The organism is Brucella tritici (assembly GCF_008932285.1).
Lineage (GTDB): Bacteria > Pseudomonadota > Alphaproteobacteria > Rhizobiales > Rhizobiaceae > Brucella > Brucella tritici.
Genome location: NZ_WBVY01000001.1, coordinates 702869 through 716756, shown reverse-complemented (window position 1 = coordinate 716756; position 13888 = coordinate 702869). Strand labels below are relative to the sequence as shown.

The following is a 13888-nucleotide window of genomic DNA, read 5'->3' as shown; positions in this document are numbered from 1 at the left end:
TTGCACATGATCCTTTTCGATCCATCCGATCTGAAGGGGCCGATCTGAAGGACCATGTGCTCGAAGGACCGCCGAAGGGCGGCGCATGATAAAGGCCGCAAGGCGTGAGCAAGCCGCAAGGCTATAGAACGAGGAGCGACGATGGCTCAGACCCATTCATTCAATGGTCGCAAGCGCGTACGCAAATTTTTCGGCAAGATCCCAGAGGTCGCCGAGATGCCGAACCTTATCGAGGTTCAGAAGGCATCTTACGACCAGTTCCTTATGGTTGAAGAACCATCCGGTGGGCGTTCTGACGAGGGTTTGCAGGCGGTTTTCAAGTCTGTTTTCCCAATTCAGGATTTCTCCGGCGCTTCAATGCTCGAATTCGTTCGCTACGAATTCGACGCACCAAAATTCGACGTTGACGAATGCCGTCAGCGCGATCTGACGTATTCGGCGCCACTCAAGGTGACGCTGCGTCTTATCGTGTTCGATATTGACGAAGATACCGGCGCGAAGTCGATCAAGGACATCAAGGAACAGGATGTCTACATGGGCGATATGCCGCTCATGACCGACAACGGCACCTTCATCGTCAACGGCACCGAGCGCGTAATCGTTTCGCAGATGCACCGTTCGCCGGGCGTCTTCTTCGACCACGACAAGGGCAAGACCCATTCCTCGGGCAAGCTCCTGTTCGCAGCTCGCGTCATCCCTTATCGCGGTTCTTGGCTCGATATCGAATTCGATTCCAAGGACATCGTCTACGCACGTATCGATCGTCGCCGCAAGCTGCCGGCAACGACGCTGCTGATGGCGCTCGGGATGGACGGCGAAGAAATTCTGTCGACGTTCTACAAGACTGTCACCTATTCGCGTGATGGCGACAACTGGCGCATTCCGTATTCGGCTGACCGCTTCAAGGGCATGAAGATCATCTCCGATCTCATTGATGCGGACACTGGCGAAGTCGTTCTTGAAGCCGGCAAGAAGCTGACCGCCCGTTCGGCCAAGCAGCTTGCTGAAAAGGGCCTCAAGGCCATCAAGGCGACGGAAGACGATCTGTTCGGCTCGTATCTTGCGGAAGATGTCGTCAATTACGCAACCGGCGAGATCTATCTCGAGGCCGGTGACGAAATCGACGAGAAGGTCCTCAAGACCCTGATCGACACCGGCGAGACGGAAATCAACGTCCTCGACATCGATCATATCAACATCGGCGGCTACATCCGTAACACGCTGGCTGTCGACAAGAATGAAAGCCGTCAGGAAGCCCTGTTCGACATCTATCGCGTCATGCGTCCGGGCGAACCGCCTACGATGGATTCCGCCGAAGCGATGTTCAACTCGCTGTTCTTCGACGCTGAACGCTACGACCTTTCGGCCGTTGGTCGCGTCAAGATGAACATGCGTCTGGATCTCGACGCGGAAGACACCGTGCGCGTTCTGCGCAAGGAAGACATCCTGGCCGTGGTCAAGATGCTGGTGGAACTGCGCGACGGTCGTGGTGAAATCGACGACATCGACAATCTCGGCAACCGCCGTGTGCGTTCGGTCGGCGAACTGATGGAAAATCAGTATCGCGTCGGTCTGCTTCGTATGGAGCGTGCGATCAAGGAACGTATGTCCTCGATCGAAATCGACACGGTCATGCCGCAGGATCTGATCAACGCGAAGCCGGCTGCTGCAGCCGTGCGCGAGTTCTTCGGTTCCTCGCAGCTGTCGCAGTTCATGGATCAGACCAACCCGCTTTCGGAAATCACCCACAAGCGCCGTCTCTCGGCTCTTGGACCGGGCGGTTTGACCCGCGAGCGCGCTGGCTTCGAAGTCCGCGACGTGCATCCGACCCACTATGGCCGTATCTGCCCGATTGAAACGCCGGAAGGCCCGAATATCGGTCTGATCAACTCGCTTGCAACCTTTGCCCGCGTCAACAAGTACGGCTTCATCGAAAGCCCGTATCGTAAGGTGATCGACGGCAAGGTAACGAACGACGTTGTCTATCTGTCGGCCATGGAAGAAGCCAAGCACTCTGTTGCGCAGGCTAACGTCGAGCTTGACGAGCGGGGCGGTTTCGTTGACGAATTCGTCATCTGCCGTCATGCAGGCGAAGTGATGATGGCTCCGCGTGAAAACGTGGATCTGATGGATGTGTCGCCGAAGCAGCTCGTTTCGGTTGCTGCGGCTCTCATCCCGTTCCTGGAAAACGACGACGCCAACCGCGCTCTCATGGGCTCGAACATGCAGCGTCAGGCTGTGCCGCTCGTTCGCGCTGAAGCGCCGTTCGTCGGTACGGGTATGGAAGCGGTCGTTGCACGTGACTCCGGTGCTGCTATTGCAGCGCGCCGTGGCGGTGTGGTCGATCAGGTTGACGCAACGCGTATCGTTATCCGTGCGACCGAAGATCTCGATCCGTCCAAGTCGGGCGTCGATATCTATCGCCTGATGAAGTTCCAGCGTTCGAACCAGAACACCTGCATCAATCAGCGTCCGCTTGTGCGCGTTGGCGATCCCATCCAGAAGGGTGACATCATCGCTGACGGTCCGTCGACGGATCTGGGCGATCTGGCTCTTGGCCGCAACGTGCTCGTCGCGTTCATGCCGTGGAACGGTTACAACTACGAAGATTCGATCCTTCTTTCCGAGAAGATCGTTTCGGACGACGTGTTCACTTCGATCCACATCGAAGAATTCGAAGTTGCTGCCCGCGATACCAAGCTTGGACCTGAGGAAATCACCCGCGACATTCCGAACGTTTCGGAAGAAGCGCTGAAGAACCTCGACGAAGCCGGTATCGTGTACATCGGTGCTGAAGTGCATCCTGGCGACATTCTTGTCGGCAAGATCACGCCGAAGGGCGAAAGCCCGATGACGCCGGAAGAAAAGCTTCTGCGCGCCATCTTCGGTGAAAAGGCATCGGACGTCCGTGACACTTCCATGCGTATGCCGCCCGGAACCTACGGTACCATTGTTGAAGTTCGCGTTTTCAACCGCCACGGCGTTGAAAAGGACGAACGCGCCATGGCTATCGAGCGCGAGGAAATCGAGCGTCTCGCCAAGGACCGTGACGACGAACAGGCTATCCTGGATCGCAACGTCTATGGCCGTCTTGCCGACATGATCGATGGCAAGGTTGCTGCAGCGGGTCCGAAGGGCTTCAAGAAGGGCTCGACGATCACCCGTGAGCTGATGACCGAATATCCGCGGTCGCAGTGGTGGCAGTTCGCTGTCGACGACGAGAAGCTCCAGGGCGAACTCGAAGCGCTTCGCAGCCAGTACGACGACTCCAAGAAGCTGCTCGAAGCACGCTTCATGGACAAGGTCGAAAAGGTACAGCGCGGCGACGAGATGCCTCCAGGCGTCATGAAGATGGTCAAGGTCTTTGTCGCTGTGAAGCGCAAGATCCAGCCAGGCGACAAGATGGCTGGCCGTCACGGCAACAAGGGTGTGGTTTCCCGCATTCTGCCAGTCGAGGACATGCCGTTCCTCGAAGACGGTACGCATGCCGACATCGTGTTGAACCCGCTTGGCGTTCCGAGCCGTATGAATGTGGGCCAGATTCTGGAAACCCACCTTGGCTGGGCATGCGCTGGCATGGGCAAGAAGATCGGTGAGCTCATCGACGTTTACCGCAAGACGGCCAATATTGAGCCGCTGCGCGAAACGCTGGAGCACATCTATCCGGACAACGACCGCAACGAACCGGTCCGGTCTTATGACGACGATTCCGTCCTCATGCTGGCCAACCAGGTGAAGCGCGGCGTTTCGATCGCAACGCCGGTCTTCGACGGTGCGGTGGAAGCCGACATCAACGCGATGCTGACGGATGCGGGTCTTGCAACGTCTGGTCAGTCGACGCTTTACGATGGCCGTACGGGTGAGCCGTTCGATCGTCAGGTGACCATGGGCTACATCTATATGTTGAAGCTCCACCACTTGGTCGACGACAAGATCCACGCTCGTTCGATCGGACCTTACTCGCTCGTTACGCAGCAGCCTCTGGGCGGCAAGGCCCAGTTCGGTGGCCAGCGCTTCGGCGAAATGGAGGTCTGGGCTCTGGAAGCATACGGTGCGGCTTACACGCTGCAGGAAATGCTTACCGTCAAGTCGGACGACGTTGCAGGCCGTACCAAGGTCTACGAAGCGATCGTACGCGGCGACGACACGTTCGAAGCAGGCATTCCGGAGAGCTTCAACGTTCTCGTCAAGGAAATGCGTTCGCTCGGCCTCAATGTCGAGCTGGACGATACGCGTGACGAACAGCAGCAGGCCCTGCCTGACGCAGCGGAATAAAGCTCAAGGGCGCGCCACGGTATTGCCGCAGCGCGCCTGTATAATCGTTTCCAGAATATGCGGGACACGGTCCTGCGCCGGAGACGAAACTACGGCAAGCCAGTTCATAACTGCGTAGTACCGCGATTTCTTTTCAGGATGGCAAGGATTTTCAGCTTGTCATCGACGACACAGGGCGACGGATCGCCCTCAAGGAGAACGGCATGAACCAAGAGGTCATGAATCTTTTCAATCCTCAGGCTCCGGCACAGACGTTCGATTCCATCAGAATCTCGATTGCCAGCCCTGAGAAGATTCTGTCCTGGTCATACGGCGAGATCAAGAAGCCGGAGACGATCAACTACCGCACGTTCAAGCCTGAACGCGATGGTCTCTTCTGCGCGCGCATCTTTGGCCCGATCAAGGACTATGAATGCTTGTGCGGCAAGTACAAGCGTATGAAGTACAAGGGCATCATCTGCGAAAAGTGCGGCGTGGAAGTCACGCTCTCGCGCGTTCGTCGCGAGCGCATGGGCCACATCGAACTCGCAGCCCCGGTTGCCCACATCTGGTTTCTGAAGTCGCTGCCGAGCCGTATCGGCACGCTGCTGGACATGACGCTCAAGGATATCGAGCGCGTCCTGTACTTCGAGAACTACATTGTTACCGAACCGGGCCTGACCTCGCTGAAGGAGCATCAGCTTCTTTCGGAAGAGGAATACATGATCGCCGTCGACGAGTTCGGCGAAGATCAGTTCACGGCTCTCATTGGTGCTGAAGCTATCTACGAGCTTCTGGCTTCGATGGAACTCGAAAAGATTGCCGCAGATCTGCGCGTCGATCTGGCCGAGACCACCTCGGATCTGAAGCAGAAGAAGCTGATGAAGCGTCTGAAGATCGTCGAAAACTTCCTGGAGTCGGGAAACCGCCCGGAATGGATGATCATGAAGATCGTTCCGGTCATTCCGCCGGATCTGCGTCCGCTCGTGCCGCTGGATGGCGGTCGTTTCGCGACGTCTGATCTGAACGATCTCTATCGCCGCGTCATCAACCGTAACAACCGTCTGAAGCGCCTGATCGAACTGCGCGCGCCTGGCATCATCATCCGTAACGAAAAGCGCATGCTGCAGGAAGCTGTTGACGCGCTGTTCGACAACGGCCGTCGTGGCCGCGTCATCACCGGCGCCAACAAGCGTCCGCTGAAGTCGCTGTCCGATATGCTCAAGGGCAAGCAGGGCCGCTTCCGTCAGAACCTGCTCGGCAAGCGCGTCGACTATTCCGGTCGTTCGGTCATCGTGACCGGTCCGGAACTCAAGCTGCACCAGTGCGGCCTGCCGAAGAAGATGGCGCTCGAACTGTTCAAGCCGTTCATCTACGCACGCCTTGACGCCAAGGGTTATTCCTCGACCGTCAAGCAGGCGAAGAAGCTGGTTGAAAAGGAGCGTCCGGAAGTCTGGGATATCCTTGACGAAGTGATCCGTGAGCATCCGGTTCTTCTGAACCGTGCGCCTACGCTGCACCGTCTTGGCATTCAGGCCTTCGAACCCACCCTGATCGAAGGCAAGGCTATCCAGCTGCATCCGCTCGTTTGTACGGCGTTCAACGCCGACTTCGACGGCGACCAGATGGCTGTTCACGTTCCGCTGTCGCTTGAAGCCCAGCTTGAAGCACGCGTGCTGATGATGTCGACTAACAATATCCTGCACCCGGCCAACGGCGCACCGATCATCGTTCCTTCGCAGGACATGGTTCTCGGCCTCTATTATCTGTCCATCGTGGCAGACAAGGAGCCGGGCGAGGGCATGATGTTCGCCGATATGGGCGAGCTGCAGCATGCGCTTGAAAACAAGGTCGTCACGCTGCACACCAAGATCAAGGGCCGTTTCAAGACGGTCGATGCCGAAGGCAAGCCTGTGTCGAAAATCTACGACACGACGCCTGGCCGCATGATTACCGGTGAGCTGCTGCCGAAGAACGTCAACGTGCCGTTCGACATCTGCAATCAGGAGATGACCAAGAAGAACATCTCCAAGATGATCGACCACGTCTACCGCCATTGCGGTCAGAAAGAGACGGTTATCTTCTGCGATCGCATCATGCAGCTCGGCTTCGCTCATGCCTGCCGTGCAGGCATCTCCTTCGGCAAGGATGACATGGTCATTCCGGACACGAAGGCGAAGATCGTTGCTGACACCGAAGCGCTTACGACCGAATACGAACAGCAGTACAATGACGGCCTGATCACTCAGGGCGAAAAGTACAACAAGGTCGTCGACGCCTGGGGCAAGGCTACCGACAAGATCACCGAAGAGATGATGGCGCGCCTGAAGGCCGTCGAATTCGATCCGGTGACCGGTCGCCAGAAGCAGATGAACTCGGTCTACATGATGTCGCATTCGGGTGCCCGTGGTTCGGTCAACCAGATGCGTCAGCTTGGCGGCATGCGCGGCCTCATGGCCAAGCCGTCGGGTGAAATCATCGAAACCCCGATCATCTCGAACTTCAAGGAAGGCCTGACCGTTAACGAGTACTTCAACTCGACCCACGGTGCCCGTAAGGGTCTGGCAGACACCGCCTTGAAGACGGCTAACTCGGGCTACCTGACCCGTCGTCTCGTTGACGTTGCACAGGATGCGATCATTTCGGAAGTCGATTGCGGCGCCGAAATCGGTCTCACCATGCAGCCGATCGTCGACGCCGGCCAGATCGTGGCTTCGATCGGCCAGCGCGTTCTGGGCCGTACGGCTCTCGATCCGATCCTGCACCCAACCACCGGCGAAGTCATCGTCGAGGCTGGCCGCATGATCGAGGAAAAGGACGTCGAGATCATCGAGAAGGCTGCTATCCAGTCGATCCGCATCCGCTCGGCCCTGACCTGCGAAACCCGCAACGGCGTTTGCGCCAAGTGCTATGGTCGCGACCTTGCACGCGGTACCCCGGTCAACCAGGGCGAAGCTGTCGGCGTTATCGCTGCTCAGTCGATCGGCGAGCCGGGCACTCAGCTCACCATGCGCACCTTCCACCTTGGCGGTACTGCACAGGTTGTTGACAGCTCGTATCTCGAAGCTTCGTACGAAGGCACCGTCAAGCTGCGCAACCGCAATGTGGTTCGCAACTCCGATGGCAACCTCGTGGTGATGGGCCGTAACATGGCTGTCCTGATCCTCGACGCTACGGGCAAGGAACGTGCGGTCCATCGCGTGACCTACGGTTCGCGTCTGTTCGTGGACGAGGGCGATGCGGTCAAGCGCGGCCAGCGTATTGCCGAGTGGGATCCGTACACCCGTCCGATCATGACCGAAGTTGAAGGCTACGTTGAGTTCGAAGATCTCGTCGATGGTCTCTCGGTTTCGGAATCGGCTGACGAGTCGACCGGTATCACCAAGCGCGTCGTTATCGACTGGCGTTCGACCCCTCGCGGTTCGGATCTCAAGCCTGCCATGGTCATCAAGGACAAGGCTGGCAAGATCCTGAAGCTGTCGAAGGGTGGCGATGCCCGCTTCATGCTCTCCGTGGAATCGATCCTTTCGGTCGAGCCGGGCGCGCATGTTAAGGCTGGTGACGTTATCGCCCGTCTGCCGATGGAAAGCGCCAAGACCAAGGACATCACCGGTGGTCTGCCGCGCGTGGCCGAACTGTTCGAAGCACGTCGTCCGAAGGATCATGCCGTCATCGCCGAGATCGATGGTACCGTTCGTTTCGGTCGCGACTACAAGAACAAGCGTCGCATCATCATCGAGCCGAACGACGACACGATCGAGCCGGTCGAGTACCTCATTCCGAAGGGCAAGCCGTTCCATCTTCAGGACGGTGACGTCATCGAAAAGGGTGAGTACATCCTCGACGGTAACCCGGCACCGCATGACATTCTGGCGATCAAGGGCGTCGAAGCTCTGGCTTCGTACCTCGTGAACGAAATCCAGGAAGTCTATCGTTTGCAGGGCGTTTTGATCAACGACAAGCACATCGAAGTGATTGTCCGTCAGATGCTGCAGAAGGTGGAAATCACGGAATCCGGCGATACCGGCTACATTCCGGGCGACCACGTCGACCGCATCGAGCTGGAAGAGATCAACGAGCGTCTTATCGAAGAAGGCAAGAAGCCGGGCTCCGGCAATCCTGTCCTGCTCGGTATCACCAAGGCTTCGCTGCAGACGCCTTCGTTCATCTCGGCTGCGTCGTTCCAGGAAACGACCCGCGTGCTTACCGAAGCTGCGGTTGCCGGCAAGATGGACACGCTGCAGGGTCTCAAGGAAAACGTCATCGTTGGCCGTCTCATCCCGGCTGGTACTGGCGGCATGACCAACCAGATCCGTCGCATTGCGACTGCACGCGACGAGCTGATCATCGACGAGCGCCGCAAGACTTCCGGCTCTGCCGAAGCCAATGCGATGCTGGTCGACATGACCAACAGTGCTGCCGAGTAAGATCGACAGATATGAAACTGAAAAAGGCCGCCTTTCGAGGCGGCCTTTTTGTTTTCAAAGCGGTCATTGCAAAGGTGCAAAGCGACCTTGCGCAGTTAAAAAAATGCCGGTCGGAACCGGCATTTTTCTGATGCTTATTCTTCTTCTTCGTCGTCGCCGTCGAATTCGATCAGCGCGACTTCGCCGGTGAGCGCGGTGGCCCAGGCGCTCTTGTGCGGTTCTTCTTCCGGCTCTTCGGTCAGTGTGCCCATCTCGAGAAGCTCGGCTTCATGATAGCCTTCTTCAGCAAGAATGCTGAGGACCGTCTGGACCAGATCTTCATTCTCGTCCGATTTGAGAAGCAGGTGCACTTCAACCGGAGATTCTTCACCTTCGTTCCAGACGTCAGCGATGACGAGATGAACGATCGGCGAATCGTCGCCGGCTGCTGGGGATGTGGAAGACATTGAGAAACCCTTAATATTCTGTTGCGTTTCGACTCAGATGTGCTTCAATAACCTGACCTGAGTGGCTGCGCCATGCTTGCATAGGAAAATGACGGTTTTGATCGCGAAATATTAGCGAATAGACGTCAAATGCGGCGCAACAACCTGTCCGGACGAAGCCAAAACGCCGGTTTAGGGCCTTCCATTGAAGAAACTTGATCCGCTGCCCTTGACGAAACGTCGCTAAAGACGTATCAGCAGCCCATCTGAGCCGATGTGAGACAAGCTTTTTCGGGGCGACGCGCCCTGAAGTTCATCTCAAACAGGGTTCGTTTTACGATCGAAATGCAACTTGCCGTTCGCATGAAGCGTCAGCTTCCTCTGCTTTTGTTCGGGGTGGTCACCGGTTGTCGTGACTTGTCCCGAATTTGTGCATCAGCATGGCGGTGAAACGGCCCGTATGGGCGTGGATACGAGATTTTTTATAGAGGAAGGTTGTATGCCAACCGTAAACCAGCTTATCCGCAAGCCGCGCACTGCGCCGGTAAAGCGCAATAAGGTTCCTGCACTGCAGGCAAACCCTCAGAAGCGCGGCGTTTGCACCCGCGTTTACACGACGACCCCGAAGAAGCCGAACTCGGCTCTCCGTAAGGTTGCCAAGGTTCGTCTGACGAACGGCTTCGAAGTCATCGGTTATATCCCTGGTGAAGGGCATAACCTGCAGGAGCACTCTGTCGTCATGATCCGCGGCGGTCGTGTAAAGGACTTGCCGGGTGTGCGTTACCACATCATCCGTGGCGTTCTCGATACCCAGGGTGTCAAGAACCGCAAGCAGCGCCGTTCGAAGTACGGTGCAAAGCGTCCGAAGTAAGATTTTCCGGGGATACCGGCCGCCAGAAGGTGAGCTGAGCCCGATGTAATTGAAAGAAGAGACGAAATGTCCAGACGCCATAAGGCTGAGAAGCGTGAGATCAATCCGGATCCGAAGTTCGGCGATCTCGTTATCACGAAGTTCATGAATGCAGTCATGCTTCATGGCAAGAAGTCGGTTGCTGAAAGCATCGTTTACGGTGCTCTCGATGTAATCGAAGCCAAGGCCAAGTCCGAGCCGGTCGCGCTGTTCCATCAGGCGCTCGACAACGTAGCTCCGCACATCGAAGTCCGTTCGCGCCGCGTTGGTGGTGCAACCTATCAGGTTCCGGTTGATGTGCGTCCAGAACGCCGCCAGGCACTTGCCATCCGTTGGCTCATCAATGCTGCTCGTGGCCGTAACGAGACGACGATGATCGATCGTCTTTCCGGTGAGCTGCTTGATGCTGCTAACAACCGTGGTTCTGCTGTGAAGAAGCGTGAAGACACGCACCGCATGGCTGAAGCCAACCGCGCCTTCTCGCATTACCGCTGGTAATCGTCGAAACCTATTCAAAGAGCGACTATCATGGCCCGCGAATATAAAATCGAAGACTACCGCAATTTCGGTATCATGGCTCACATCGACGCCGGTAAGACGACGATGACCGAGCGCATTCTGTTCTATACCGGTAAGAACCATAAGATCGGCGAAACCCACGATGGTGCGTCGACCATGGACTGGATGGAGCAGGAACAGGAACGCGGTATCACCATCACGTCCGCTGCCACGACCACGTTCTGGCAGGGTCAGGATGGCAAGAAGCGCCGCTTCAACATCATCGACACGCCGGGCCACGTCGACTTCACGATTGAAGTTGAACGTTCGCTCCGCGTTCTCGACGGCGCAATTGCACTGCTCGACGCCAACGCTGGCGTTGAGCCTCAGACCGAAACCGTGTGGCGTCAGGCTGAAAAGTACCACGTCCCGCGTATGGTCTTCGTCAACAAGATGGACAAGATCGGTGCCGATTTCTACCGTTGCGTAGAAATGGTCGGTTCGCGTCTTGGCGCAGTAGCACTTCCGGTTCAGCTGCCGATCGGCGCTGAAAACGAGTTTGAAGGCGTCATCGACCTGATCGAAATGAAGGCTCTGACCTGGGATGGCACGATCGGCGCTGCTGCGACCGTTGGTGAAATTCCTGAGCACCTCAAGGATCAGGCTGAAGAATACCGCGAAAAGCTCATCGAGCTGGCTGTGGAAATCGACGAAGCTGCCATGGAAGCTTATCTCGAAGGCACCATGCCTACGAATGAACAGCTCCGTGCGCTGATCCGTAAGGGCACCATCGAAGTCAAGTTCCACCCGATCCTTTGCGGTACTGCGTTCAAGAACCGTGGCGTTCAGCCGCTTCTCGACGCCGTTGTGGAATTCCTTCCGGCTCCGACCGATGTTCCTGCGATCAAGGGCATCGACGTCAAGACGGAAACCGAAACCACCCGTGAATCTTCGGATGAAGCACCGCTTTCGATGCTCGCATTCAAGATCATGAACGATCCGTTCGTTGGTTCGCTGACCTTCGCTCGTATCTATTCGGGCAAGCTGACCAAGGGCGTTTCGCTCGAAAACACCGTCAAGGGCAAGCGTGAGCGCATCGGCCGTATGCTGCAGATGCACTCCAACAGCCGTGAAGACATCGAAGAAGCCTTTGCAGGCGACATCGTTGCTCTGGCTGGCCTCAAGGAAACCACCACTGGCGATACGCTCTGCGATCCGCTGAAGCCGGTTATCCTTGAGCGCATGGAATTCCCGGATCCGGTTATCGAAATCGCGATCGAACCGAAGACCAAGGCCGACCAGGAAAAGATGGGCATCGCGCTCAATCGTCTGGCTGCCGAAGATCCTTCCTTCCGGGTCAAGTCGGACGAAGAATCCGGTCAGACCATCATCGCCGGCATGGGCGAACTTCACCTCGACATTCTCGTTGATCGCATGAAGCGCGAATTCAAGGTTGAAGCCAACGTCGGTGCTCCGCAGGTTGCTTATCGTGAATCGATCACCCGTCAGGCTGAAATCGATTACACCCACAAGAAGCAGTCGGGTGGTTCGGGTCAGTTCGCTCGCGTGAAGATCATCTTCGAACCGCATGATGGCGACGATTTCATCTTCGAATCGAAGATCGTCGGCGGCTCGGTTCCGAAGGAATACATTCCGGGTGTCCAGAAGGGTATCGAAAGCGTCATGGGTGCAGGCCCGCTGGCAGGCTTCCCGATGCTCGGCGTGAAGGCCACCCTGATCGACGGCGCATACCATGACGTTGACTCGTCTGTTCTCGCCTTCGAAATCGCGTCCCGTGCAGCGTTCCGTGAAGGTGCGCAGAAGGCTGGCGCCCAGCTCCTCGAACCGATCATGAAGGTCGAGGTTGTTACGCCGGAAGATTACGTTGGTGACGTTATCGGCGATCTGAACTCGCGTCGCGGTCAGATTTCCGGCACCGAAGCCCGCGGCATCGCCACGGTCGTCAATGCAAACGTTCCGCTCGCCAACATGTTTGGCTACGTGAACAACCTGCGTTCGATGTCCCAGGGCCGTGCACAGTACACGATGCAGTTCGACCATTATGAGCCGGTTCCGACGGCGGTCGCACAGGAAATCCAGAAGAAGTTTGCGTGATCTAAGGGTCACGCTCCCAATTAAAAGAATGCCTGAGCAGGCTAAATTTACGGAGAGCTCAAATGGCAAAGAGTAAGTTTGAACGTACGAAGCCCCACGTTAACATCGGCACGATTGGTCACGTTGACCATGGCAAGACGTCGCTGACGGCAGCAATCACGAAGTTTTTCGGCGAGTTCAAGGCGTATGACCAGATCGACGCCGCTCCTGAAGAGCGCGCCCGCGGCATCACGATCTCGACGGCACACGTCGAGTATGAAACGCCGAACCGTCACTATGCACACGTCGACTGCCCAGGTCACGCTGACTATGTGAAGAACATGATCACCGGTGCTGCGCAGATGGACGGCGCGATCCTGGTTGTTTCGGCTGCTGACGGCCCGATGCCGCAGACCCGTGAGCACATCCTGCTCGCTCGTCAGGTTGGCGTTCCGGCAATCGTCGTATTCCTGAACAAGTGCGACCAGGTTGACGATGCAGAACTGCTCGAACTGGTTGAACTGGAAGTTCGCGAACTTCTGTCGAAGTACGACTTCCCGGGCGATGAAGTTCCGATCATCAAGGGCTCGGCTCTTGCTGCTCTGGAAGATTCTTCGAAGGAACTGGGCGAAGACGCCGTTCGTTCGCTGATGGCCGCTGTTGACGACTACATTCCGACCCCGGAACGTCCGATCGACCAGCCGTTCCTGATGCCGATCGAAGACGTTTTCTCGATCTCGGGCCGTGGTACGGTTGTGACGGGTCGCGTTGAGCGCGGTATCGTCAAGGTTGGTGAAGAAGTTGAAATCGTTGGCATCAAGGCAACGACGAAGACGACGGTTACCGGCGTTGAAATGTTCCGCAAGCTGCTCGACCAGGGCCAGGCTGGCGACAACATCGGCGCTCTGATCCGCGGCGTTGGCCGTGAAGACGTTGAACGCGGCCAGGTTCTCTGCAAGCCGGGTTCTGTGAAGCCGCACACCAAGTTCAAGGCAGAAGCCTATATTCTGACCAAGGACGAAGGTGGCCGTCATACGCCGTTCTTCACGAACTACCGTCCGCAGTTCTACTTCCGCACGACGGACGTGACCGGTGTTGTCACGCTGCCGGAAGGCACGGAAATGGTTATGCCTGGCGACAACGTCGCTATGGACGTCACCCTGATCGTGCCGATCGCAATGGAAGAGAAGCTCCGCTTCGCTATCCGTGAAGGCGGCCGCACCGTCGGTGCAGGCATCGTCTCCTCGATCATCGAGTAATGAAGGTTTGTGCAGGAACGC

The 13888-nt window shown here is 57.0% G+C and carries 7 protein-coding genes; 6 read left to right on the top strand and 1 reads right to left on the bottom strand.

The window, feature by feature from the left end; all coding sequences use genetic code 11:
- Positions 1-141 precede the first annotated feature (141 nt).
- Both rpoB and rpoC read left to right on the top strand, forming a co-directional pair.
- Positions 142-4275: a DNA-directed RNA polymerase subunit beta gene (gene rpoB, locus F9K94_RS03555; RefSeq protein WP_061346152.1), complete on the top strand. Its 4134-nt coding sequence runs from the start codon at positions 142-144 to the stop codon at positions 4273-4275.
- A 203-nt stretch (positions 4276-4478) separates the two neighbouring features.
- Positions 4479-8681 carry a DNA-directed RNA polymerase subunit beta' gene (rpoC, locus tag F9K94_RS03550; protein WP_061346153.1) on the top strand — a complete coding sequence of 1401 codons (4203 nt, stop codon included), beginning with the start codon at positions 4479-4481 and terminating at the stop codon, positions 8679-8681.
- Positions 8682-8815: 134 nt separating this feature from the next.
- Here rpoC and F9K94_RS03545 read toward each other — a convergent pair whose 3' ends face one another.
- Positions 8816-9127, bottom strand: coding sequence for a hypothetical protein (locus tag F9K94_RS03545; protein ID WP_061346154.1), 312 nt, complete (start codon positions 9125-9127; stop codon positions 8816-8818).
- A 478-nt stretch (positions 9128-9605) separates the two neighbouring features.
- Here F9K94_RS03545 and rpsL point away from each other — a divergent pair, with 478 nt between their 5' ends.
- The 4 genes from rpsL (at position 9606) to tuf (ending at position 13867) form a co-directional block, all read left to right on the top strand.
- Positions 9606-9977, top strand: a complete 372-nt coding sequence (gene rpsL / locus F9K94_RS03540; protein WP_002964366.1) for a 30S ribosomal protein S12 — start codon at positions 9606-9608, stop codon at positions 9975-9977.
- Between the two features lie 66 nt (positions 9978-10043).
- Complete coding sequence (gene rpsG / locus F9K94_RS03535) at positions 10044-10514, top strand: 30S ribosomal protein S7 (protein WP_010659910.1); 471 nt, start codon at positions 10044-10046, stop codon at positions 10512-10514.
- Between the two features lie 30 nt (positions 10515-10544).
- Positions 10545-12629 (top strand): elongation factor G, encoded by a 2085-nt coding sequence (gene fusA, locus F9K94_RS03530; protein ID WP_010659911.1) that lies wholly within the window; start codon positions 10545-10547, stop codon positions 12627-12629.
- A 62-nt stretch (positions 12630-12691) separates the two neighbouring features.
- On the top strand, positions 12692-13867 hold the full coding sequence (gene tuf, locus F9K94_RS03525) for an elongation factor Tu (RefSeq protein ID WP_061346149.1): 1176 nt from the start codon (positions 12692-12694) through the stop codon (positions 13865-13867).
- The last annotated feature ends 21 nt before the right edge of the window (positions 13868-13888 follow it).